The 23,133-nt window shown below is 67.3% G+C and carries 25 protein-coding genes, 1 tRNA gene and 1 other RNA gene; 11 read left to right on the forward strand and 16 right to left on the reverse strand.

Annotated features, from left to right (window positions below; genetic code table 11):
- Positions 1 to 1,338, reverse strand: coding sequence for a glutamine synthetase family protein (locus GM1_RS04160; RefSeq protein WP_008376846.1), 1,338 nt, complete (start codon positions 1,336 to 1,338; stop codon positions 1 to 3).
- A 202-nt stretch (positions 1,339 to 1,540) separates the two neighbouring features.
- Between GM1_RS04160 and panB the strand changes: the two genes are divergently transcribed.
- From panB to GM1_RS04190, 6 genes are all read left to right on the forward strand, one after another.
- Positions 1,541 to 2,380 (forward strand): 3-methyl-2-oxobutanoate hydroxymethyltransferase, encoded by an 840-nt coding sequence (gene panB, locus GM1_RS04165; RefSeq protein ID WP_008376847.1) that lies wholly within the window; start codon positions 1,541 to 1,543, stop codon positions 2,378 to 2,380.
- 37 nt (positions 2,381 to 2,417) lie between these two features.
- Complete coding sequence (pip, locus tag GM1_RS04170) at positions 2,418 to 3,374, forward strand: prolyl aminopeptidase (protein ID WP_040519458.1); 957 nt, start codon at positions 2,418 to 2,420, stop codon at positions 3,372 to 3,374.
- A 9-nt stretch (positions 3,375 to 3,383) separates the two neighbouring features.
- Positions 3,384 to 4,874 (forward strand): CYTH and CHAD domain-containing protein, encoded by a 1,491-nt coding sequence (locus GM1_RS04175; RefSeq protein ID WP_008376849.1) that lies wholly within the window; start codon positions 3,384 to 3,386, stop codon positions 4,872 to 4,874.
- 152 nt (positions 4,875 to 5,026) lie between these two features.
- Positions 5,027 to 6,130, forward strand: coding sequence for an agmatine deiminase family protein (locus GM1_RS04180; protein WP_040519459.1), 1,104 nt, complete (start codon positions 5,027 to 5,029; stop codon positions 6,128 to 6,130).
- Positions 6,118 to 6,678 (forward strand): TetR/AcrR family transcriptional regulator, encoded by a 561-nt coding sequence (locus GM1_RS04185; protein WP_008376851.1) that lies wholly within the window; start codon positions 6,118 to 6,120, stop codon positions 6,676 to 6,678. Before GM1_RS04180 ends, GM1_RS04185 begins: the two co-directional genes overlap by 13 nt.
- 36 nt (positions 6,679 to 6,714) lie before the next feature.
- The gene (locus GM1_RS04190) at positions 6,715 to 8,133 is read left to right on the forward strand and encodes an RNB domain-containing ribonuclease (protein WP_008376852.1); all 1,419 of its coding nucleotides are present in this window, start codon (positions 6,715 to 6,717) and stop codon (positions 8,131 to 8,133) included.
- 3 nt (positions 8,134 to 8,136) lie between these two features.
- On the opposite strand, the gene rnpB is transcribed toward GM1_RS04190, so the two are convergent.
- From rnpB to cobC, 5 genes are all read right to left on the reverse strand, one after another.
- Positions 8,137 to 8,548: RNase P RNA component class A (gene rnpB, locus GM1_RS21505), an RNA gene on the reverse strand.
- Between the two features lie 80 nt (positions 8,549 to 8,628).
- The gene (locus tag GM1_RS04195) at positions 8,629 to 9,282 is read right to left on the reverse strand and encodes a histidine phosphatase family protein (protein ID WP_008376853.1); all 654 of its coding nucleotides are present in this window, start codon (positions 9,280 to 9,282) and stop codon (positions 8,629 to 8,631) included.
- Positions 9,275 to 10,036 carry a zinc ribbon domain-containing protein gene (locus GM1_RS22240; protein ID WP_008376854.1) on the reverse strand — a complete coding sequence of 254 codons (762 nt, stop codon included), beginning with the start codon at positions 10,034 to 10,036 and terminating at the stop codon, positions 9,275 to 9,277. The genes GM1_RS04195 and GM1_RS22240 overlap by 8 nt, the downstream gene beginning before the upstream one ends.
- A gap of 9 nt (positions 10,037 to 10,045) precedes the next feature.
- The gene (locus tag GM1_RS04205) at positions 10,046 to 11,167 is read right to left on the reverse strand and encodes a Nif3-like dinuclear metal center hexameric protein (protein ID WP_008376855.1); all 1,122 of its coding nucleotides are present in this window, start codon (positions 11,165 to 11,167) and stop codon (positions 10,046 to 10,048) included.
- Positions 11,164 to 12,291 carry an Rv2231c family histidinol phosphate aminotransferase CobC gene (gene cobC, locus GM1_RS04210; protein WP_008376856.1) on the reverse strand — a complete coding sequence of 376 codons (1,128 nt, stop codon included), beginning with the start codon at positions 12,289 to 12,291 and terminating at the stop codon, positions 11,164 to 11,166. Before cobC ends, GM1_RS04205 begins: the two co-directional genes overlap by 4 nt.
- A 24-nt stretch (positions 12,292 to 12,315) precedes the next feature.
- Here cobC and GM1_RS04215 point away from each other — a divergent pair, with 24 nt between their 5' ends.
- The 3 genes from GM1_RS04215 to GM1_RS04225 are packed head-to-tail and all read left to right on the forward strand — an operon-like array spanning position 12,316 to position 14,520.
- Positions 12,316 to 13,047 carry an HAD hydrolase-like protein gene (locus tag GM1_RS04215; protein WP_008376857.1) on the forward strand — a complete coding sequence of 244 codons (732 nt, stop codon included), beginning with the start codon at positions 12,316 to 12,318 and terminating at the stop codon, positions 13,045 to 13,047.
- A complete protein-coding gene (locus GM1_RS04220) occupies positions 13,040 to 13,543 on the forward strand; it encodes a low molecular weight protein-tyrosine-phosphatase (RefSeq protein WP_008376858.1) in 504 nt (167 codons plus the stop codon). The genes GM1_RS04215 and GM1_RS04220 overlap by 8 nt, the downstream gene beginning before the upstream one ends.
- A 26-nt stretch (positions 13,544 to 13,569) precedes the next feature.
- Positions 13,570 to 14,520 carry an SURF1 family cytochrome oxidase biogenesis protein gene (locus GM1_RS04225; protein WP_008376859.1) on the forward strand — a complete coding sequence of 317 codons (951 nt, stop codon included), beginning with the start codon at positions 13,570 to 13,572 and terminating at the stop codon, positions 14,518 to 14,520.
- On the opposite strand, the gene GM1_RS04230 is transcribed toward GM1_RS04225, so the two are convergent.
- The 5 genes from GM1_RS04230 to GM1_RS04250 all read right to left on the reverse strand — a co-directional run bounded on the left by GM1_RS04230 (position 14,521) and on the right by GM1_RS04250 (position 17,846).
- Complete coding sequence (locus tag GM1_RS04230) at positions 14,521 to 15,153, reverse strand: hypothetical protein (RefSeq protein WP_008376860.1); 633 nt, start codon at positions 15,151 to 15,153, stop codon at positions 14,521 to 14,523.
- Between the two features lie 4 nt (positions 15,154 to 15,157).
- Positions 15,158 to 15,802 (reverse strand): hypothetical protein, encoded by a 645-nt coding sequence (locus tag GM1_RS04235; RefSeq protein WP_008376861.1) that lies wholly within the window; start codon positions 15,800 to 15,802, stop codon positions 15,158 to 15,160.
- Between the two features lie 117 nt (positions 15,803 to 15,919).
- Positions 15,920 to 16,342, reverse strand: coding sequence for an organic hydroperoxide resistance protein (locus GM1_RS04240; protein WP_008376862.1), 423 nt, complete (start codon positions 16,340 to 16,342; stop codon positions 15,920 to 15,922).
- A gap of 29 nt (positions 16,343 to 16,371) precedes the next feature.
- A complete protein-coding gene (locus GM1_RS04245; protein WP_040519461.1) occupies positions 16,372 to 16,818 on the reverse strand; it encodes a MarR family winged helix-turn-helix transcriptional regulator in 447 nt (148 codons plus the stop codon).
- Between the two features lie 80 nt (positions 16,819 to 16,898).
- Positions 16,899 to 17,846, reverse strand: a complete 948-nt coding sequence (locus tag GM1_RS04250) for a cobalamin biosynthesis protein (protein ID WP_008376864.1) — start codon at positions 17,844 to 17,846, stop codon at positions 16,899 to 16,901.
- Here GM1_RS04250 and GM1_RS04255 point away from each other — a divergent pair.
- The gene (locus GM1_RS04255) at positions 17,845 to 18,651 is read left to right on the forward strand and encodes a spermidine synthase (protein ID WP_008376865.1); all 807 of its coding nucleotides are present in this window, start codon (positions 17,845 to 17,847) and stop codon (positions 18,649 to 18,651) included. The two genes, GM1_RS04250 and GM1_RS04255, sit on opposite strands and share 2 nt — an antisense overlap.
- Before the next feature lie 13 nt (positions 18,652 to 18,664).
- Here the strand turns inward: GM1_RS04255 and GM1_RS04260 are convergent, their stop codons facing one another.
- Both GM1_RS04260 and GM1_RS04265 read right to left on the reverse strand, forming a co-directional pair.
- The gene (locus GM1_RS04260) at positions 18,665 to 19,477 is read right to left on the reverse strand and encodes a maleylpyruvate isomerase family mycothiol-dependent enzyme (RefSeq protein WP_008376866.1); all 813 of its coding nucleotides are present in this window, start codon (positions 19,475 to 19,477) and stop codon (positions 18,665 to 18,667) included.
- Entirely contained in the window at positions 19,461 to 19,838 is a 378-nt protein-coding gene (locus GM1_RS04265) for a hypothetical protein (protein ID WP_052005302.1), read from the reverse strand. Before GM1_RS04265 ends, GM1_RS04260 begins: the two co-directional genes overlap by 17 nt.
- 108 nt (positions 19,839 to 19,946) lie before the next feature.
- Here GM1_RS04265 and GM1_RS04270 point away from each other — a divergent pair.
- A tRNA-Val gene (locus GM1_RS04270) sits at positions 19,947 to 20,018 on the forward strand.
- A 105-nt stretch (positions 20,019 to 20,123) separates the two neighbouring features.
- Here the strand turns inward: GM1_RS04270 and GM1_RS04275 are convergent.
- The 3 genes from GM1_RS04275 to GM1_RS04285 are packed head-to-tail and all read right to left on the reverse strand — an operon-like array spanning position 20,124 to position 23,091.
- Positions 20,124 to 20,969 (reverse strand): ABC transporter ATP-binding protein, encoded by an 846-nt coding sequence (locus tag GM1_RS04275; protein ID WP_008376868.1) that lies wholly within the window; start codon positions 20,967 to 20,969, stop codon positions 20,124 to 20,126.
- Entirely contained in the window at positions 20,966 to 21,994 is a 1,029-nt protein-coding gene (locus GM1_RS04280; protein WP_040519497.1) for a FecCD family ABC transporter permease, read from the reverse strand. Before GM1_RS04280 ends, GM1_RS04275 begins: the two co-directional genes overlap by 4 nt.
- 32 nt (positions 21,995 to 22,026) lie before the next feature.
- Positions 22,027 to 23,091: an iron chelate uptake ABC transporter family permease subunit gene (locus GM1_RS04285; protein WP_008376870.1), complete on the reverse strand. Its 1,065-nt coding sequence runs from the start codon at positions 23,089 to 23,091 to the stop codon at positions 22,027 to 22,029.
- Positions 23,092 to 23,133: the final 42 nt, after the last annotated feature.

The raw sequence follows: 23,133 nt of genomic DNA on the forward strand, positions 1-23,133 counted from the left end.
CTACAGCGGTAGGTAGCTCTCGAGCTCGAACGGGGTCACGCGTCCTCTGTACTCGGCCCACTCCGCCCACTTGTTGCGGAGGAAGTAGTCGAACACGTGCTCACCGAGGGTCTCGGCGACGAGCTCGGACTTCTCCATCTGCGTGAGGGCGTCGGCCAGCGACCCGGGGAGTTCCTTGTAACCCATCGCACGACGCTCCGCGGGCGTCAGCGCCCACACGTTGTCCTCGGCCTCTTCGGGCAGCTCGTAGCCCTCTTCGATGCCCTTGAGACCGGCGGCCAACAGCACGGCGAACGTCAGGTACGGGTTGCAGGCCGAGTCGGGACTCCGGACCTCAACGCGCCGCGACGACGCCTTGTTCGGCGTGTACAGCGGGAGGCGGACCATCGCCGACCGGTTCGCACGACCCCAGGTGGCGGCCGTCGGGGCCTCGTCACCGTAGATGAGTCGCTTGTAGCTGTTGACCCACTGATTGGTGACCGCGCTCATCTCGTTCGCGTGCTCGAGGATGCCCGCGATGAACTGCTTGCCGATCTTCGACAGCTGCATCGGGTCGTCCGGGTTGTGGAAAGCGTTGGTGTCGCCTTCGAACAACGACAGGTGGGTGTGCATGGCCGATCCGGGGTGTTCGCTGAACGGCTTCGGCATGAACGTGGCGCGGACACCGTCGTTGAACGCGACCTGCTTGATCAGGTAGCGGAAGGTCATCACGTTGTCGGCCATCGACAATGCGTCGGCGTAACGGAGATCGATCTCCTGCTGACCGGGGGCGCCCTCGTGGTGGGAGAACTCCACCGAGATGCCCATCGACTCGAGAGCCTCGATCGCGTGACGACGGAAGTTCGGCGCGGTGTCGTGGAACGTCTGATCGAAGTAGCCGCCGCCGTCCGCCGGGATCGGCGGGGTGCCGTCGAGAGGCAGATCTTTGAGCAGGAAGAACTCGATCTCCGGATGGACGTAGCAGGTGAAGCCCTGGTCGGCCGCCTTGTTCAGCTGGCGGCGCAGCACGTTGCGCGGGTCGGCCCACGACGGAGTGCCGTCGGGCATCGCGATGTCGCAGAAGATGCGCGCCGAGTGCTGACGGCCGTCGGTGACCCACGGGAGCACCTGAAACGTCGACGGGTCAGGCTTGGCGACGGTGTCGGCCTCGGAGACACGGGAGAACCCCTCGATCGCCGATCCGTCGAACCCGATGCCCTCGGAGAACGCGCCTTCGAGTTCGGCCGGTGCGATCGCCACCGATTTCAGGTATCCGAGGATGTCGGTGAACCACAGCCGGACGAAGCGGATGTCGCGCTCCTCGAGGGTGCGCAGCACGAATTCCTGTTGGCGATCCATACCCGAACCCTAGTGCTCCGCGATTACGCGCGTGTTACACCCGGCACTTTGCCGAATCGCGTGTCCCCTCGAGACCGCGCCTCATGTGATCAATGCCACCGAATCGCCTCTGCCGGAGGTACGACGCCGGTGGGAGAATCGAGAGGTCCACACCAACCCGGGTACCCGCACAGGCGGGACTCGAGGCAGAAATGAGGCAGACATGTCGGAAGCATCCGTCTACGGTTCGGCCAGCACCCCGAGCCCCCGTCGCGCCACGCGCATTCAGCACCTCGCCCAGTGGAAGACCGAAGGTCACAAGTGGGCGATGCTCACGGCCTACGACTACTCCACGGCCCGCATCTTCGACGAAGCCGAGATCCCCGTCCTCCTGGTCGGCGACTCCGCAGCCAACGTCGTGTACGGCTACGACACCACGATTCCCGTCTCGCTCGACGAACTGATCCCGCTCGCTCGTGCCGTGGTGCGCGGCGCTCCCCACGCGATGGTCGTCGCCGACCTGCCTTTCGGCACCTACGAGGTGGGCCCCCAGCAGGCGCTCGAGTCGTCGATCCGGATGTTCAAGGAGTCCGGCGCCCACGCGATCAAGATCGAGGGCGGCGAACGCATCGCACCGCAGATCTCCGCGTTGACCCAGGCGGGCATCCCGGTCATGGCGCATGTCGGCTTCACCCCGCAGAGCGTCAACGGCCTCGGCGGGTACCGCATCCAAGGCCGCGGAGACGCCGCCGACCAGCTCATCGCCGACGCGATCGCCGTCCAGGAAGCCGGCGCATTCGCGGTCGTCATGGAGATGGTCCCGGCCGACGTCGCCGGACAGATCACCCGCAAGCTGACCATTCCGACGGTCGGCATCGGCGCAGGCAACGAGACCGACGCCCAGGTGCTCGTCTGGCAGGACGCAGCGGGCTACACACACGGCAAGACCGCCAAGTTCGTCAAGCGATACGCGTCGATCGGCGACGATCTGCGGACCGCCGCACGCCAGTACGCCGCCGACGTCGCATCGGCGTCGTTCCCAGGTCCTGAGCACTCCTACTGACCGATAGGCCGAGCTCGTGACCGATAAGGTTGGACGCATGCGCACGTTGTACCCACCCATCGAGCAGTATGCGTCCGGCCATCTGTCGGTCGGCGACGGTCAAGAGGTCTACTGGGAGTGCTCCGGCAACCCTGACGGGAAGCCGGTCGTGTTCGTGCACGGCGGCCCCGGCGGCGGGACGTCCCCGCAGCAGCGCCGGTTCTTCGACCCGGCGAAGTACCGGATCGTGCTGTTCGACCAGCGCGGCTGCGGGCAGTCTCGTCCGCACATCGCCGACGGCGCCGACTTGTCGGTCAACACCACGCAGCACCTGATCGCCGACATGGAGGCGATCCGCGAGCATCTCGACATCGACACGTGGCAGGTGTTCGGCGGGTCGTGGGGTTCCACTCTGGGTCTCGCGTACGCCCAGACCCACCCGGAGCGGGTCACCGAGTTGGTCCTGCGCGGGATCTTCCTGCTGCGCCGCAGCGAGATCGACTGGTACTACAACGGCGGTGCGTCGCACATCTTCCCCGACGTGTGGGAGCGGTACCTGGAGCCGATCCCGGACGCCGAACGTTCCGGTGATCTCGTCGCCGCCTACCACCGCCTGCTCACCGGCGACGACCGTGAGGCCGCACAGCGTGCCGCCAACGCGTGGTCGGCGTGGGAGAACATGACGAGCTACTTGGAGCCCCGGCCGAACTCGGGCGACGAAGGGCCCGAGGACCTCGCCTTCGCAACCATCGAGAATCACTACTTCACCAACCACGGGTTCATCGAGGACGGCCAACTGCTGACCGACATCGCCCGTATCGAGCACATCCCGGCCGTCATCGTCCAGGGGCGCTACGACGTCGTCTGTCCGATGCGCAGCGCCTGGGATCTGCACCGCGCGTGGCCCGACGCCGACCTCCATGTGGTCGACGACGCAGGTCACGCATCCTTCGAACCCGGCATCGTCCACCATCTGGTGGAAGCGACCGACCGCTTCGCCCGCACCCGAGCCTGAAGGCACATCATGAGTCCCGCCGCGCACGAATCCCTCGAGATCGAGTTGAAGTTCGACGTCGACGCGGGACTCCCCGCACCCGACCTGTCCGGGCTGGTTCCCGACGGTCGGGTCGGCGAACCGCAGACCTACCTCCTCGAAGCCACCTACTACGACACCGAGGACACTGTCCTCGCCGTCAACCGAACCACCCTGCGTCGACGGTCAGGCGGCACAGACGGCGGGTGGCATCTCAAGCGCCCGTCCACGGTGAAAGCCGCCCGTCGTGAACTCGCGGTCGACTTCGACGAGGTGCCGTACGACGGTGGTGTGCCCGCGGCGTTGACCGAACAGGTGGCAGCGATCGTGCGCACCGGCACACTGGTGCCGGTCGCCACGATCACCACGGACCGCACCGTGACCAGTGTCTTCGACGGTGACGGGCGAGAGATCGCGGTGTTCTGCGAGGACGTCGTCTCCGCGGAATCCCTGCTGCCCGGAGGAGGTGTCAACCGGTGGGCCGAGTGGGAGTTCGAGCTTGTCGACGGTGACGCCACGATCCTCAAGCGCGCCAAGGCGTATCTGAAGGACGCGGGCGCGCGGAAGGCATCGAGCACCTCGAAGCTGGCTCGGGCCATCGGATCGCAGCCCGCCGACGTCCACCGGCCCGCGCTGCCGAAGAAGCCGACAGCTCTCGACCTCGTGATCAGCGATCTCGCGGCGCATCGCGACGCACTCGTCGCGTACGACCCCCTCGCCCGCGACGACGCCCCGGACGCGGTCCACCAGATGCGCGTCGCGGCCCGCAAGCTGCGCTCAATCCTCACCTCGTACCCTCAGGTACTCGCTCCCGAGGCCGCGGCCCCGATCTCCGAAGAATTGCGCCTGCTCGGCAAGGTTCTCGGCGACGTCCGCGATCTGGAGGTGCAGTTGGAGACGAACGAACTCCTGCTGGCACGCGAGAACGCACCGGAGGATCTCGTCGCGGTGCTCGTCGACGGGGAACGCGTCCGCCACGAGCGGGCCCTCAAATCGATGAGGTTCGCGCTGTCGACACATCGCTACCTGACTCTGCTCAACGATCTCGACCGCCTGATCGCGGAGCCGGTCAAGGGACCGGACGCCGACCGACCGGCACGCGACGTGGCCGCCGAGGCCGTCGCCGCATCGTACAAGCGCCTGCGCAAAGCCCAGAAGGGGTTGCGCGACCACGAGGTGTGGTCGCACGACTGGGTGGAGCAACTGCACACGATCCGCAAGCGCGCCAAAGCGGCTCGGTACACCGCGGAATCGACCGAGGCCCTCCGCCGTGCCTCGCTGCACAAAGTCGGCCACTACGCCAAACAGATCCAGACGCACCTCGGCGTCTTCAACGACACCGCCGTGAACCGGGCGCGCCTGCTCGCTGTGGGCGGGAACACGCCGCTCAGCCCGCAGGCGCACTTCGTCCTCGGCCGCCTCGATGCACGCGAAGAGGCCCGCGGCCGCAAAGCGGTGAAGGCGTACCGCCGCCTCGACTGACATCGTCAACGTTGGCGGCGATTCCGGTGCTGAGGACCAGAATCGCTGCCGACGTTTCGCATCCCGCGAAACAGACCCCGCAGGTCCAAGCCCGTGCGGCAATAGTTGCATCTCTGCTAAACTGACTGAAATTTTAGTTAGTTAGGATTCTGATGCGTCGTCGACACTTCCTTGGGCTCGGTGCGGCAGCGGCGGCCGCCGCCGTTGCAGGGTGCACTGCAACCCCGTCGAGTTCGGCAGAGCCACAGGTCGGACGGATGCCAGACGAGGGCGCCACCCATCGGCGGACCTGGATGGCATTCGGTGCCAGCGCTTCAGTCTGGGGCCGGGAACTGCTTCCACTGGTCCAGCGCGATCTCCTCGCGGTGGCCACCGCGATCTCCCAATTCGAGCCGGTGTCGATGCTGGTTCGCCCAGACGAACTGGCGCTCGCGAAGCGACTCGTCAGCGACGCCGACATCACGCTGGTCAAGGCGCCGCTCGACGACCTGTGGATCCGCGACTCCGGTCCGACGTTCGTCGACACGCCACAAGGCCTCGCCGCTGTCGACTTCAACTTCAACGGCTGGGGACGCAAGCAGGCTCATAGTCGCGACGCGAGGATCGCAGCCCTTGTCACGCACGAGGCCGACGCTCGCCGAATCTCGACGGACCTCGTACTGGAAGTCGGCGCATTGGAGGTCGACGGGCTGGGCACCGCGATCATCACCGAGTCGTGTGTGCTGAACCCCAACCGGAACCCCGGCTGTTCGAAGACCGACGTCGAGTCCGAACTGAGTCGCCTTCTGGGGATCACAAAGGTGATCTGGCTACCCGGGATCAGAGGCCACGACATCACCGACGGCCACACAGATTTCTACGCACGATTCGTCCGTCCCGGTGTCGTCGTCGCAGCGATGGACGACGATCCCGAATCGTTCGACTACGACGTCACACGCACTCACCTGGACATCCTTCGGCAAGCGACCGACGTGAACGGCCGACCGCTTCAGGTGGAGATTCTGACCGCACCGACGAATCTTCGATTCAGCGGAGCCGACGACGATTTCGCCGCGGGCTACATCAACTTCTACGAGTGCAATGGAGCCGTGGTCATGCCCGACTTCGGCGACCCGGATGCTGACGCTGCCGCACACGGAACCCTCACCCGACTCTTCCCGGATCGCTCAGTCGTCTCCGTCGCGATCGACGGGATCGCGGCAGGCGGCGGCGGGATCCACTGTGCGACTCAGCAGGAGCCGTTGTGGCACGCGTGAACAAGCGAACCGAGATGCTCGACGCCGCTGTGCGGGTGATCGCAGCCGACGGCGTCCGCGGTCTACGCGTCGAGAAGCTCGCTGCGCAGGCAGGAGTCTCGACAGCTGCGCTCTACTACCACTTCACCGACCGCGCAGGTGTCCTACGTGCGGCGCTCGAGCACGTCAACCAACGTGCCGTCGACTACACCGAGGGCGCGAGCGACGAGACCGATCCTCGGGATCGACTGGAATCGCTCTTGCAGTTGGAACTCGCCGATGGGACTGCGCAGAACTCGATCGCGTGGGGCGAACTCCGCGCGAGCGGCGTCTTCACACCGGAACTCCGCGAACCGCTCGCCGAGACGACCGCCGAGTGGTCGACAGACGTGGCCGACGTGATCGCGACTGTGCGTCAGCTGACCGCACAGGACGCTGTTGACGCTGCTGAGCGCCTGACGTCACTGGTGGAAGGGCTGTCGATGCGCATCCACAGTGGCTCGATGAGCACGGAGCGCGCCCGGACCCTTCTCTCGGGTGCGATTGCGAACGAACTCGCCGACCGCTGACCTGCCGAGACATACGTATCGCATACATTCGATCTCATGCAGCGCAGAGTGTTCGCACCGGCCATCGACTTCGACCAGATCCGACGTGAGCTCGACGTCACCGAGGAGTTCCCGGCCGCAGCGACTGCTGAAGCCGAGTCCACAACGGACCGTCTGACCGAAGGACGGGTCGACCGGACCGACATCAACCTGGTCACCATCGATCCGCCCGGATCGAAGGATCTCGATCAGGCGCTGCACATCGAGGCGACCGACGACGGGTTCACCGTCCACTACGCGATCGCCGACGTCGCCGCGCTCGTCGCGCCCGGCGGTCCGATCGACACCGAGAGCCTGCGGCGCGGGCAGACGATCTACTTCCCTGACGGAAGCGTCCCCCTTCACCCGCGACCGATGTCCGAGGGCGTCGGGTCTCTCCTGCCCGATCAGACCCGACCCGCAGTCCTCTGGACGGTGACGGTGAATCACGACGGCGACCAGACCGGCGTTCACGTCGAACGTGCGACGGTCCGCTCGCGGGAACGCCTCGACTACGCGGGTGTGATGGCCGCCCACGACGCCGGCACGCTGCATCCCTCGATCGCCGCGCTCCCGGCGTTCGGGCAGACACGGATCGACTGGGCGCTGCGGCGTGGCGCAGTCCAGCTGGATCTACCCGATCAGGAGATCGTCCCCCACGAGGGCAACCGCGCATGGACACTCCAGATCGCACCGCACACCCCGGCCGATCAGTGGAACGCCCAGGTGTCCCTGCTCGTCGGCATGGCGGCCGGACGGATGCAGCGCGATGCGGGCGTCGGGCTGCTGCGCACCCTGCCGCCAGCCTCTCGTGAGGCGGTCGACGATCTGCGAGCGGCTGCCACGCACCTCGGAGTGGCGTGGGCCGACGGCGCGTCGCCGGGCGAGTTCCTCGCATCCCTACCCGCAGACGCTCCGACCACGCTGGCACTGATGTCGGTCGGAGCGCGATTGATGCGCGGTGCCGGATACCTCGCGCTCGACGAGTCCTCGGCCGCCTTGGACGACGCGGCCGTGGCTCACGCGGGGGTCGGTGGCGTGTACTCGCACGTCACCGCGCCCCTTCGTCGTCTCGGCGATCGGTATGCGACCGAGACGTGTCTAGCGATCGCTGCAGGTCAGGAACCTCCTCAATGGGTGCTCGATGTGCTGCCGACGCTCCCGAAGATCATGGCGTCGTCCGACTCGACGGCCTCGACAGCGGAACGCCGAAGCGTCGACCTCACCGAGGCGGTGGTGCTCGCCGACCAGATCGGCGCGCGTTTCGACGCCGTCGTGATGCGGGACGCTCGCGGCGACAAGCCCGCCGAGGTGTTCATCTCATCGCCGGCGATCATCGGCGGCTGCGAAGGCGCGCCCGCCGCCGGAACTGCGTGCACCGTCGAAGTCGTCGAAGCCGACCCGACAACGTCGCGGGTCCGTTTCCGTGCGGTGTGAAGGCGAACGAGTCGGCGCGTAAGCCGGATCCTGTACCGGTCGTGAAGACCGGCGGCGACCATCCATCTGGACACACCGTCGCCGGGTGCCTCAAGCAGCCAACCCGCGAGCTCGGACGAGCAGTCCTCAAGCACTCGCGCATCCGCACCGCGAGCGGTGCGGACTTCGGCCTTGCTCCGGGTGGGGTTTACCTAGCCGTCGCGGTCACCCGTGACGCTGGTGCGCTCTTACCGCACCGTTTCACCCTTACCTCCCGCCGAAGCGGGCGGCGGTCTGTTCTCTGTGGCACTGTCCCGCGGGTCGCCCCGGGTTGCCGTTAACAACCACCCTGCTGTGTGGAGTCCGGACTTTCCTCGACATCGGGCCTGCACGAATGCTCGTACGGTTCCCTCGCCGCGGCCGCCCGGCCGACTCGTTCGCCATTGAAGGATACCCCCACGTCTCGACAGCGACCGACGGGCAGGGTCTCGACTACGCTCGACGGGCACGGCGTCCCTACTGGAGGTGGGCGGTGTCGTTGACGAGTCGGACGACGGACCCGCCGTCGGGATAGAACTCGACGATCGAGAACGACGCGAGGTCGAGGTGCATCCGGAACAGGAGTTCCGGACCGACTCCGAGTGCCCCGCGCAGAAACGTCTTGATCGGGGTCACGTGGCTCACGGCGAGGATCGTCTGCCCCGGGTACTGGTCGACGAGATCGTCACGAACCTGTGCGATGCGGTCGGCGACGGCGGCGAAGCTCTCACCGCCCGGCGGCGCGACGTCGACATCGCTCAGCCATTTGCGATGCAACCGCCCGTCGCGCTCGGCCGCTTCGCGGAACGTCAATCCCTCCCACTCGCCGAAGTCGGTTTCGATGAGCCCTTCGTGGACAGCCACATCGACACCGAGCACGCGGGAGGCGAACTCGGCGGTGTCACGAGTCCGCGCCAGGGGCGACGAGACGATGGTGTCGATCGAGCCGAACGGCGACGCCGACAGTCTGGTGGCGGCAGCCGTCGCCTGCGCGAGGCCGACGTCCGTGAGCGACGGATTGCCGCGCCCCGAGTACCGGCGCTCCACCGACAGCGGTGTCTGACCGTGGCGCAGCAGGACGATTCGGGTCGGTGTGGACGTCTGTCCCTGCCAGGTGGCCTTGTCACTCACGCGGACGCCCCTGCCCGGGAAGCCCGGAGTGGTTGGTGCGCACCATGATCGCGCCGCACTCCTCGCACCGGAGCACTTCGTCCTCATCGGCGGCGGCGATCCGCGACAGGGTCCGGGGATCGAGTTCCATCCGGCACGCGCCACAACGACGAGCCTGGACGAGCCCGGCGCCGACTTGACCGCGGCCCCGCAGTCCATCGTAGATCGCGACGAGCGGGCCGTCGATCGTCGCCGCGAGCGAGCCTCGACGATCGGTGATGTCGGCGACCTTCTGCTCTGCCGCAGCGGCGCTCGAGTCGCGTTGGGCGACGAGGTCAAGTTCCTTCTCGGTCAGCACCAGCAGGGCGGCCTCGGCACGATCTGCTTCGGTGCCGGTCGCCTCCTGCTGTTCCATCAGCTCGAGCATCTCGGCTTCCAGATCGTCGCGGCGACGGATCAGGTGATCGAGCTCGTGCTGGAGTTCGGTGAGCGCTTTGTGCCCGACGGTCCCGGCGTCGATGGCGGCCTGATCACGTGCCGCGTGCTCGGCCATCCCGGTCAGTTCGGCGTCGATCTTGTCGTACACCGCCTGCAGGTCGTCGACGGCGACGCGCGATCGTGCGACGTCGTCTCGTGCGGCCTCCAGGGCCGTCGCGAGTTCCGCCAGTTCGGCGTCCTCGGGCAGATTCTTACGCGCATGCTGCGCTTTGGCGATGTCGGCGTCCAGTTCGGCGAGGTCGAGCAGCAGTCGCTGCTGCGCTGCGGGTGCTTTCACGGCGCTCTCCTATCTCTGTCGGTCGACCACGGTGAACGGGTCGGTTGGCGGTGCGTAGACGGTCGTCTCGCACCCGAAGTCGGTGAGGATGTCCGCGGCGGACGTGCACCACGGGAATTCGGTGGCCCAGTGACCCGCATCGATGAGCGCGGGAGCCCCGGCTCGCCGGGCCTCGTCGACAACGTGATGCCGTAGGTCGCCGGTGACGTACGCGTCGACGCCGGCCGCGGTCGCCGCCCCGATCAGCGAGTCGCCCGCGCCGCCGCACACCGCGACGGTCTCGACGACTGCGGCCGGGTCGCCGGCTGCGCGGATCGGCCAGGCTGCCGACGGCAGCGCCGTTCCGGCGTGTGCGACGAACTCGTCGAGCCGCATCCGCGCAGGCAGTCGTCCGATCCGCCCGAGACCGAGATCGCTGTCGACGGCGGCCTGCTCGAACACGTCGAATGCGGGCTCTTCGTACGGATGCGCGGCCCGCAATGCGGCCAACACTGCCGACCGGGCTCGTCGCGGTGCGACGGTCTCCACACGTTCCTCGTCGACATGCGTCAATTCGCCGACGCCGCCTATCGCAGGCGACGCTCCCTCGACGGGCCGGAACTGACCGGTGCCGACCACTCCCCAGCGGCAGTCGCGGTAGTCGCCGATCGCGCCGGCCCCTGCCGCGAACATCGCCTCGGTCACCTGGTCGACGTTGCTCTCCGGGACCATGACGACCCACTTGTCGAGGACCTGCGCGGGCTCGACGTCCAATGGCCGGGTGTCGACGAGGCCGAGGGCGTCGGCCAACGCGTCAGAGACACCGGGCCGGGCCTTGTCCGCGTTGGTGTGCGCGGTGAACAACGCACAGTTCGCCCGGATCAACCGGTGGACGATGCGTCCTTTCGGGGTGCCTGCCGACACGGTGTCGACACCGCGGAGAAGCAGCGGGTGATGTGCCAGCACGAGGTCGGCGCCCACGTCGATCGCATGGTCGACGACGGAGTCGGTCACGTCGACGCAGACGACCACCCGGCGCACCGGCTCGGTCGGGTCTCCGCAGACGAGCCCCACCGAATCCCACGACTCGGCGAGTGCGGGCGGATACGCGGTGTCGAGTCGCAGGATCACCTCGGCGAGTGTGCGAGTCATCGGTTTCTCGTCTCCCCTGGTTCGGCGGGTCGGTCTCTCACATCTTGCACGGCGGCGATCAGCCCATCGGTCAGTTCCGCGGGACGGACCGCGAGGCGCAGGTGGTCCGACCCCAGGCCGACGAAGTTCGCGCAACTGCGGACCGCAAAACCACGGCCGGTCAGCGCGTCCTTGAGGCCGAGTGCATTCGGTGTGGACAGGAGGACATACGGAGCTCGGGGCGGCGCGAGCGGGCTCAGTCCGATCTCTCCCAAGCGAGTCACCAGGTGCGCCCGGTCGGCCGCGACGATCCGCGCCTGCTCATGCGCGTACGCCTGTCCTGCCCCACCCAGGCACGCATGCAGTGCGGTGAGCGTGAGGGTGCCGAGCGGCCAGTGGCGGCGTCCGACGGTCATCGCGTCGATCGTCCGCGGTGAGGCGAGGAGGTATCCGGCGCGCAAACCGGCGAGTCCGAACGTCTTCGTGACCGACCGGACGACGATGAGATCGTCTCCGGCCAGGTGGGCCACCGACTCCGGTTCGAAGCTGTCCCCGTCGAGTGTGAGGTCGGCGAAGGCTTCGTCGACGAGGATCGTTCGACCTGGTCGACGCAGTGCGAGGATGTCCGCGGCAGGATGGAGCACCGACGTCGGGTTCGTGGGGTTCCCGACGACGACGAGGTCCGCGTCCTCCGGAACCTGCGCGTCCGACAGACGCCACGGCGGCGGCGGAGTCACGTGTGTCACCCGCGTTCCGGCAGCGACCAGGACTCTCGCCGGTTCAGTGAACGACGGCTGGATCAATGCCGCATGCGAGAACCCGAGGCGCGCGACGAGCTCGAAGCCTTCGGCCGCTCCGCCGAGGAGGAGGACGTCTCGCACGTCCCTGCCGTGAAGTGCTGCGGCACGTGCGGTGGCGGCTTCGGTGTCGGCGTCCGACGGATACGCCGCGAGGTCGGCGATACGAGACGTCAGCGCTTCGACGATGAAGGGCGGCGGTCCGGGGCGAACGTTCACCGCGAAGTCGATCAGGCCGGGCCCGGCGTCCACGTCGCCGTGCCGGTTCGGATCGCTCAGTCGATCATGTGACGATCCGACGCCGAATGCTGCCGCGGTGAGCCCAGGCACGTCGACTGTCATGATCACTCACCCTACGTGCACGATGGAGGGATGAGTCCGTCCGCAGTGCCCCGCGTCGTCGACGGTCGGCGAAGCATCGACCCGGCCGCCGCCGACACGGTGGTGCTGTTCGATCTGGACGGGACGGTCACCGACAGTTTTGTGGGGATCACGACGTCGTTCCGGCATGCGCTGATCGAGATCGGCGAACCGCTTCCGCCCGACGACTTCTGGCCGTCCATCGTCGGTCCTCCCCTCATCGATTCACTCGCGCTGCTCGGGATCACCGGCGACCGTGCCGCCGCCGGAGTACGCGCCTACCGCGCCCGCTACGACGTCATCGGTTGGCGCGAGAACGCCGTGTTCCCCGGTGTGGCCGAATTGCTCGCCGACCTCGCTGCGGCCGGACGCACGCTCGCGATCGCGACGTCGAAGAACGAAGTGATCGCCAGACGGATCCTTGAGCACTTCGGTCTGGCGCACCGATTCGCGCACATCTGCGGGGCCGACGACGCCGTCGGACGGTCCGCGAAGGGCGACGTCGTCGCCGAAGCACTCCGTCGCCTCGGCGCGAATCCGACAGAGCGGCCGATCGTCATGGTCGGTGACCGATCTCACGACGTCGACGGGGCCGCTTCGTGCCAGGTCCCGACGATCGGAGTGAAGTGGGGTTACGCTCACGCAGGAGAGTTGGAGGCGGCCCAGCATCGATCGGGCAGCCCGGAAGACAATCGGTGGATCGTCACGACGGTCACCCAACTGCGAAAGGTTCTCGGTGTCTGACAACACGGCGACTTCGGCCGCCAGCAGCGCCCTGCACATCTGTTTCGTCTGCTCCGGCAACATCTGCCGGTCGCCGATGGCCGAACTCATCTTCGCTCACGCGATCGACGAGGCGGGCCTGTCTGAGCAGGTCAGGGTGACCAGCGCAGGAACCGGCGGGTGGCACATCGGAGAGCCGGCGGATAACCGCGCACGCACCGAGCTCCTCGCTCACGGCTACTCCGATCAGCACGTCGCCGCACAACTGTCACCCGATCACCTCTCGGCCGACCTGATCGTGGTGGCCGACCGCGGGCACGTCGCCGACTTGGAGCGCAAACGCCTCGGAAACCGTGTCCGGCTACTCCGCAGCTTCGACCCGGATGCCGCAGACGCCGATCTTCCAGACCCCTACTACGGAACACCGGACGACTTCTCGGAGGTCCGCGAACAGATCGAAGCCGCGATCCCCGGCCTGCTGGCGTGGACCCACGCAACCCTGGCCGATCGCAGCTGACTGCACGCAGTCAGTAACCTTGGGGCGTGCGCGTCCTTCGTTCGTTCTTCAAGCCTGGGTGGCTTCTGCTCGCGGTGTTCGTCGTGGCATTCGCCGCTGCGTGCTTCTCCATCCTCGCGCCGTGGCAGCTCGGCAAGAACTCCGACACCGAGCATCGGAACGAACTGATCCGCGCCGCCACCGGCACCGCTCCGGTCCCGATCGACGAGCTGGCGCCCCACGGCGCCGCATTCGATCCGGACCGCGAATGGCGGGAAGTGACCGTTCGCGGACGGTACCTGCCGAAGGGCCAGGTACTGCTTCGCTTCCGTTACGCGGACGAACGCCCCGCCGTCGAGGCGCTCACTCCGTTCCAGGTTGCCGGTTCCGACCGTGTCATCATGGTGAACCGCGGGATCGTGCCCTCAGCGGCCGACGGCACGTTCAACGTCCCGACCCCGCCCGACGTCGAGGTGACGATCGCGGCCCGCCTGATGCAGACCGAAGGCACCAGCCCCGGTAAGGAACCGCGCCTGGAGAACAACGTCCTCACGGCGTACACGATCGACACGGCCGCACTGTCGAAGGCGACCACCATGCCGTTGGAGTCGTTCTACCTGCAGTTGTCGTCCGAGCAACCGGGGTCCCTCGGCGAGATCGCCCTGCCGCAACTGGAGAGCGGACCGTACTTGTCGTACGGGCTGCAGTGGCTGGCGTTCGGCGTGATGGTGCCGCTCGGTGCCGGATATTTCATCTTCAACGAGGTCAAGGCGCGGCGGGCGCAGAAGGCGTCGTCGGACGACGACACAGTCGACGAGCCCCTCCCCACCGCGAAATCCGAGCGCGACCGCATCCGTCAGGCTCTGCGCGAATCCGGCCAGCGGTCGGGCAACGACGTCGACGCGAAGGCGGTTGCGGGAATCGGCGAGGGAGGTTCGGAGGTCGAGTCCGACGACGACGTCGTCCGGGCCAAACTCGCGGCCCGCTACGGAAAGTAGTTAGGGCAACAGTCCGGCGACGCCGCCGATCGAGCTGCCGAACCCGCCGTCGGACGATCCCGCTGTGGATCCCCACGGCTGCGGACCGCACCCCGTGACCACGATCGACGCGGGTGCGATTCGATCACCTGGCACCGGACCGTTTCCGATGCGGAACCAGACGGTCTGAGTCCCGGCGTCGGAGGCGTCGGGAGCTTCGGGCCCGGTGGCCTCACGGACGTCGACGGTGGCGGTCGACACCTTGCCGTCCGGTTGTGCACTGGTGTTGTAGCCCACGGTCGGAGGCGCGAACGCGGGCACGCCCGGTGCGAGTTCGGAATGCAGGGCAGGACTGCCCACCCATCGGGCGAACGCCCACGTGGTCCCAGTGCTCGGCACCACGCGCCACGGCGCCACGTACGTCGACGCGTCCGCCGTCTTCGCGGGCGCGGGACCCTCCTGGTCGAACCACCAATCCGGTTGGTAGAAAGTCGAATTGGTGTGGTTGACAAGGGTGAAGGTGACCGTGCAGTCACCGTTGTCGTGCGCGGTGAGCTCAACCCCCTTCGTGGCGGCGTGTGTGGAGCCCGGCGCGACGACGAGCGCGGCGGCCGTCGCGCTGATCGCTGTGATGATTGTCAGCCGTCGAGACATGTGGTCACCTGAGCATTCCGAACAATCCGCCTCCGAGGCTGCCGAACGTGTTGTCAGCCGACCCGGACGAGCCAGTGGTGGCACCGCACCCGGTGACGGTGATGTGCCGCCATGCACGGTCGCCGAGCCATTCCGGCTTCTCGTCGGGCGTCTGTCCGTTGTTTCCGGGAGGGCCGAGCACGATTCGGTAGTCCACGCGGTGTGATCGGGCATCTGGATTGGGCAGCGGCGGGTTCCACCCCGCGACGATGTTCTTGAGGTCCTGGACGTAGGTCGCGGTCACCGGTTCGCGGTTCGACACCATCGTGCGATTCTCGACGGTGTTCTCACCCGCGCCGCCGTCCGGCCAACTCGGCAGTGCGGCCTTGGACGCCATGTTCGGTGTGCCGGTGCGCCACACGTCGAAACCGACTCCGATGTCGCGTCCGGGCTCGTCGTCGATCCGCCAGTCGATCGTGTACGTCGTCACGTTCGTCTTGTTGACGATCGTGAACTCGGCCTTGCACGCACCCAGGTTCTTCGCCGAGAACGTGACAGCGCCCTCAGGAGAGCCCGGTGCGGGAACCGCGTCAGCCGGCCCGGTCGCGACCGCGGTCAGCGCGCCCGCGGCGAGCACGGTCGACGTCAGAGTTCTGATGAGTACACCCATGGGACATCCTTCGTCATCGAGACGTGAAGACTTCTTCCCGGAATGTACTGAGCGTCCGGCAGCCCAGCAGAGTACCGGCCAGTAGTAACCCGTTGGCACTACTGGCCGGTCGGCACGTCAGTCGTCGGAGACGGTGATCGTGACCGGGATGTTCCCGCGAGTCGCGTTCGAGTACGGGCACACCTGGTGAGCCTTGTCGGCCAGCGCCTGCGCCTGCGCCTGATCGAGGTTGGGAATCGTCACTTCGAGGGTCACCTCGAGCGCGAAGCCACCGTCGTCGTTCGGCCCGATGCCGACGCGCGCCCCAACGGACGAATCAGTGACGTCTGCCTTCTCCTGGCGCGCGACCAACTGGAGTGCGGAATGGAAGCAGGCCGCGTAGCCGACGGCGAACAACTGCTCGGGATTGGTCCCCTGACCACTGCCGCCCATTGCAGTCGGGATGGCGAGGTCGACGTCGAGACGACCGTCGGACGAGCGGCCGTGGCCGTTACGTCCTTCGCCGGTGGCCAGGGCTTCTGCGGTGTAGATGGTGCTCATGAGCGTTCCGTTTCTTCTCGATCGATCGGTCACACGGCGTGTGCGCCGTGCGCATGGAGTGCTGCAGTGAGTTCAACGAGTCGGTCGCGGAGTGCAGCGGCGGACTCACGGTCGAGCCCGGTCGCGGACGCGATGCAGCGAGGAATCTTCTCGGCATCGGCGCGCAGAGCGCGGCCGGCGTCGGTGAGGTGAACGTCCACCCGCCGCTCGTCGTCGCGTTGGCGACGGCGCTCGACGAACCCGAGGGCTTCAAGGCGCCGCAGCAGCGGCGACAGGGTCCCGGTGTCGAGATCGAGCTCGGCGCCGATCTCCCGGACTCCCCTGCCGTCACGCTCCCACAGCACCAAGAGCACGAGGTATTGCGGGTACGTCACACCGAGCTCGTCCAGCAACGGCCGGTACACCGCAGTGGTCGCCCGAGAGGCGGCGTACAGAGCGAAGCAGAGTTGCTGGTCGAGCGCGAGGTCGTCGTTCACACCGGTAAGAGTAGTCCACATTTAAGTTGTCTACAACCTAGTTGCTGACAACACTGCCCCTTGCGTGGTTTCGCTGCAGGTCAGCGACGTCGACGGAACTGCGCAGCGACTGCCAGCGCGGCGCTCAGTCGTTGCACACGACGAGAGAGCCGGACCGCAGCGCGGAGGTCTGCCGCCAGGGGCGCGGGCCCGTCACCCAGCGTCGGACGATCCTCAGTTCCATGCGCGTACACGGTGCGCCCGCCGAGCGTCACCCCCAGCGCTCCGGCGAACGCCGCCTCGACCACACCCGCATTCGGACTGGGATGCAGCCGCGCGTCGCGTCGGACGCTGCGCCACACCGCCGCCGGCTGGGCTGCCGCCACGCCGACCAACGTCGCGGTGAGGCGTGCCGGAGCAAGGTTCGCCACGTCGTCGAGCCGTGCCGCGGCCCATCCGAATCGCTGGTAGCGCGGTGATCGGTAGCCGACCATCGCGTCGAGAGTGTTCGCCGCCCGGTACCCGAGCATGCCAGGCGCACCGGCGACCGCACCCCAGAACAGGGGCGCGACGGTCGCATCGGAGGTGTTCTCGGCGATCGACTCGACCGCCGCCCGACAGATCCCCGCTTCATCGAGCCGAGTGGTGTCCCGTCCCACCAGGCCTGCGACGAGTGTTCTCGCGCCGTCGATGTCGCCTGCGTCGAGTGCATCGGCGATCCGGTCGCCGATCGCGGCGAGCGATGTGCCGCCCAAGGCGGTGAACGTAGCCGCCGCGGCGCCGACGGCGCCTGCGCGTCGCGCGATCAGTCCTGCCGCGGTCCCGACTCCGATCCAGCCGACGGCGAACGCCGCGCCCCGCGGCCGCGAGTCGTCGTACATCCACTTCTCAACGGCGGAGACACCCGATCCGAACACGGCGACGGGGTGTCCGCGTCGCGGATCACCGAACACGACGTCGGCCACCGATCCGAGGCCGATCCCGAGTGCATCGTCGGTGGGCAGTCGCATCGGACGATCGTATCGGCCGACGATACGATGGTCAGTCATGGCCGCCTCCAGACCCGCTCCCACCGCCGGAGTCTTCGACATCTCCACCGGCACCGCGGAACTCGTCCACAGCATCGACGGCGGCTGGCTCCTGTCGATCAACGGCGCACAGTCGAGCCACATCGACCCGGACCGACCCGAACAACTCGACTTCGAGTACATGCGCCAAGCGGCCGCGGCGATCGCGGATCGGTATCGCGAGCCGTCGACGCCGCTTCGAGTGCTCCACCTCGGTGGCGCGGCATGCGCTCTCCCCCGGTCCCTCGCCCAGCGGTACCCGCAGTCGCGACACGTCGCCGTCGAGATCGATGCCGAGCTCGCGCGGCTCGCGCGCGAGTGGTTCGACCTCCCGCGCGCACCGCGCCTCCGCATCCGTGTCGGCGACGCACGAGACGTCACCGAGAGCCTGCTTCCTCAGACGCGCGATGTCGTGATGCGCGACGCGTTCAGCGGCAGCCTGACGCCCGAGCACTTGACGACCGTCGAATTCACTCAGGCGGTTCAGAAGGTGTTGGTGCCAGGCGGGCTGTACATCGCGAACTGCGGGGACCGACGCGATCTGAACTCGGTCCGCTCGGAGGTCTCGACGATCGGCGAGGTCTTCGAGAACATCGCCCTGATCTCCGACCCGGCGATGTTCAAGGGCCGACGCAGCGGGAACATCGTCGTTGTCGCCAGCGACGGCGCAGTCCCCGACTCCGCCGACCTCGAGCGAACACTGCGAAGCGATCCCGAACCGGCCCGGTTGATGACGGAGAACGCGGCGCGCGCGTTCGGCTCCGGACGCGTGCGCCGCGACGCTTGACCTGCCGAGACGGTCAGATGAGGTAGTGCAGATTGTCGGCGATCGAGTCACCGATCGCTTTGTCGCCTTCGATGACGACGGTGGCGGTCGCCGCTCCCGGACGCCCTCCCGCAAGTCGCGCGTAGTCGGCGACGCTCATTCGAAGTGTCACGTCAGCAGCACGGTCGAGCCCTGGAACGACCGCGGCTCGCTCTCCCACCGCAACGTGTGTCAGCGACGGCACGAGACCGACGAACTCGAAGGTGACCGCGCTCCCCGCGGGCACGCGGGCCTTCTTCCCGACCACGTACGGGAGGTTGTGCGCGAACTCGGCGAGCGCGAATCGGGCGGGTTCCGAGAGCGTCGGATCACCGAGGCCCAGGGCGTCACGGATGTCGATCTCATGCACCCAGCAGTCGAAGTTGCGCACCCGCATGAATCTGCCGTAGCTCTCGGGACCGACCGGAGTGACGGCGTCTGCGTTCCACGCGTCGTCGTCCAACGCGTGCAGGTCGGCCACCCGCTTGGCGGTGAGTGCGCGGTAGTCGGTCATCACGTCGTCACGCGTGCGCGCCCGGTAGTGATCGAGCCAGTTCTCGTTCAGGACACCGATCGGGTTCTTCACATGGTCGAGCGACTCGACGTCACGAATCGATTCGACGGTCCGGCCGTCGAGCATGCTCTCGGTGCCGATGACGTGGGCGACGACGTCGGCGACCGTCCACCCTGGAAGCCCGGTCGCGGTGGTCCACTGCTCGTCGGTCAGCGGGGTCACCAGATCGTCGATGCTCTGCCACTGTGCTTCGAGCGCGTCGATCAGCGCGGTCTTCTCAACGATGGTCTTCACGTTCTGCGGTCCTCCGGTCGGGTCGAACAGTGATGGATCGTACGAAGTCGTGGGCTTCGTTCATGACGCTTTCCCATTGGTCGGCGTGGTCGAGGTCGACGTGCATCCATTCGCGCAAGACACGGCCGCGCATCTCCATGCGCGAGCCGACACCGTCGTCGATGAGCGTGTCGATGCGGTCGGACGGCAACTTGACCACCAGCTCGCCACGACCGGCGACGAACGCGAACACCTTGCCGAGGACTCGCACTCCCTCCGACCCGAACATCGGGCCGATGTCGACGTTCGGGCGCGCGAAGAGCTTGTCGCACAATGGATCGAACACGTCGTGTGCTCGACGCATCGCGTCCTCGTCCCTCATGTCGTCGAGCCTAGCGGTGCCGCCCGTGCCACACTGCGCGACTGGAGTTTGGGCAACCGGCGTCCACCCGATAATGTGCCAGTGGACGTCATGCGCAACTGACGTCGCGCGCGAATAGCTCAGTGGTAGAGCTCTGGTTTTACACACCAGCGGTCGGGGGTTCGAAACCCTCTTCGCGCACCGCATACTCCGTCCGCCGGTTGTGACCACATACGTGACACAACTGGCGGACGTGACGCTACATGCCGTCAATTCAGAAGAGGCCCCTCACGACGACGACATCCGTCAGCCGCGCGGTCTGGGCTTCGAATGCGACACGAGCGGAATCACCAGCGGCGTGTGTGATTCGGGGTCGTCGATGATCCGGCATGCCAGACCGAAGACGTTCTCGACGAGATCGGCAGTCACGACATCGGAGGGCACTCCCTCCGTGACGATCCGGCCGTCTTTCATCACGATCAGATGATCGGCGTAGCGGCATGCGTGGTTGAGGTCGTGGAGCACCGCGACCATGGTGTGCCCCTGTTCGCGGTTCAGTCGCGCACACAGGTCGAGGAGATCGATTTGGTGGGCGATGTCCAGAAAGGTCGTGGGTTCGTCGAGAAGCACCAGCGGCGTCTGTTGCGCCAGGACCATCGCCACCCACACGCGCTGCCGTTGTCCGCCGGACAGTTCGTCGACGAGCCGGCTGGACAGTTCGGTGACACCGGTCGCGGCCATCGCTTCGACGACGGCGGCCTCGTCCGCTGCAGACCACTGTCGGATGAGCTTCTGGTGCGGGTACCGGCCACGTGCGACGAGGTCGCCGACGCGGATCCCGTCAGGCGCGATCGACGACTGCGGCAGCAGCCCGAGCCGTCGTGCGACCTCTTTCGCCGGGTACGAGGTGATGGCCTTTCCGTCGAGGAGCACCGTCCCCGCTGTAGGTGTCAACAGCCGCGACAGCGCCCTCAACAGGGTCGACTTGCCACACGCATTCGGCCCGACGATCACGGTGAACGCTCCGTCGGGAACGTCGACGCTCAACGACTCGCTGATCACGCGACGGTCGTAGCCGATCGTGAGATCTCGAGCCTGCAGACGCGCAGCCGCCGACGGCCTCTTGATCATGTCGATGCTTGCTCCGGTCATTGCCGACGCCCTTCCTTGAACAACAGCCACACAAGATAGATCCCGCCGACGGACACCGTCACCACACCGACGGGGAGAGGCGTCGGCGCGAACGCACGTTGCGCCACCAGATCACTCGCCACGAGCAGCAACGCCCCCATGACGGCAGCCGGCGCGAGGCCTACTCCGGGCGCCCCGGTGAGACGTCGGGCGATCTGCGGCGCGGCCAGCGACACGAACGCGATCGGCCCCGCGGCTGCGGTCGCGATGGCGGTCAGCACCACGCCCACCAGGATGAGATAGAGCCTGGTCCCCTCCGCACGGAGACCGACGGCCTTGGCCGCGTCGTCTCCGAGGTCGAGGATCGGCATCCGAACCGCCGCTACCACCAGCAGTGGGACACACAGGGCGGCGACGATCAGGACCGGTGTCGCGTTGTCCCAGCGGAGTCCGTTGAGGGAGCCCGCCCCCCAGACCGATGCCGACATCGCACGATCCAGGTCGGCTTTCACGAGGATCCAGGCGTTGATCGAGGTCAGCATCGCACTCACGGCGATACCGACGATGATCAGCCGGAACCCTTGAACCCCGCGTTTGTACGCGAGGAGATACACCGCCAGCGCAGTGGCGACGCCGCCGATCAAGGCGCCCGCCGCCGTCTCGTAGTATCCCTTCTGGCCGATCAGCAGAATCACGACGAGGGCGCCGGTGTACGCGCCGGTGTTGAATCCGATCACGTCGGGGCTGCCGAGCGGGTTCCGCGTCACGGACTGGAAGATCGCGCCGCTCGCGCCGAGCAACGCCCCCAGCACGAGGGCGAGGACGACCCGCGGCATCCGCCACTTGAGAACGACCGTCGTCTCCATCCTGCTGCCGTCGCCCATGACGGCGGCGAGCACACGGTCCGGCGCGATCGGCAGGTCGCCGACGCAGAGTGTCACGACGCCGACGATGATCGCCGCCGCGGCGACGAGTGCGCACACGGACACCATCCGCAGGTCGACGCGCACCGACCAGCCACCGCCGAATCCGCGACCGACCGCCATCGGTCGACCGAAGTCGACCCGGGACTTGGAGATCACAGTCCACTGGCCTTTCCACGACGTACGAGCAGGATCAAGACCGGAGCGCCGATCAGGGCACTCACGATGCCGACCTGGAGCTCCCCGGGGCGCACGACGAGCCGACCCACGATGTCCGAGACCAGCAGCAGTGTCGGAGCGCCGACCACCGTGTACGCCATGATCCACCGCTGGTCCGGTCCGACGATCCAACGCGCGACATGCGGAACCATCAGGCCGAGAAACACGATCGGTCCCGCCGCCGCCGTCGCTGCACCGCACAGGAGGGTGACCGCGACGACGCCGATCAGGCGAGTCCGGTTCACATCCGCGCCGAGTGATCGCGCGAGGTCGTCGCCGAGCGCCACCGCGTTCAGCGGCCGCGCGATCAGCACTGTCAGCACCAGACCGATCACGATGAACGGCAGAACCGAGTTCGTCACATCGAAGCCGCGCCCGGCGATCGACCCCGCGTTCCACGAACGCATCGTGGCGAACGCCGTGGGATCGAGAAGGACCAGGCCCGATGTGACGCCGGTCAGGACAGCGCCGACGGCGACACCCGACAGGGTGAGCCGGATCGGCGTTGCGCCTCCCCGGCCCGACGAGCCGAGCGCATACACCAGCACCATCACGAGAATCGCTCCGATGAAGGCGAACCAGACATACACGCGGATGTCGGTGAACCCGAGCACCCCGACCGCCAACGCGACGAAGAACGCTGCGCCTGCGTTCACTCCGAGGATGCCCGGATCGGCCAGCGGATTGCGTGTCATCGCCTGGATCAGGGCGCCGCCGACTCCCAATGCGGCGCCGACGACCAGCCCGAGGACCGTTCTGGGCAGACGCATGTCGCGGACGATGATGTGCTCGTCTGAATGGTCGAACGACCATAGAGCCTGCCAGACGGTGGTGAAGGGGATGCTCGTCGAACCGACGCTCAAGCTGGCCAGGAACACCAGCCCGAGCAGCGCGACGGCGACCAGCCAGCCCACCGCGATCCGGCCGACCCGCCACCAGTCGACCGGCTTCCGGAGGTCGGGGGCCGGCCGTGCAAGCGGAGTGTCAGCATCCACCGTCATCCCGTTGCTCTCCCGCCCTGTCACGCCATTTTCGGTTACCCT

Source organism: Gordonia malaquae NBRC 108250 (assembly GCF_000344135.1).
GTDB classification, from domain to species: Bacteria; Actinomycetota; Actinomycetes; order Mycobacteriales; family Mycobacteriaceae; genus Gordonia; species Gordonia malaquae.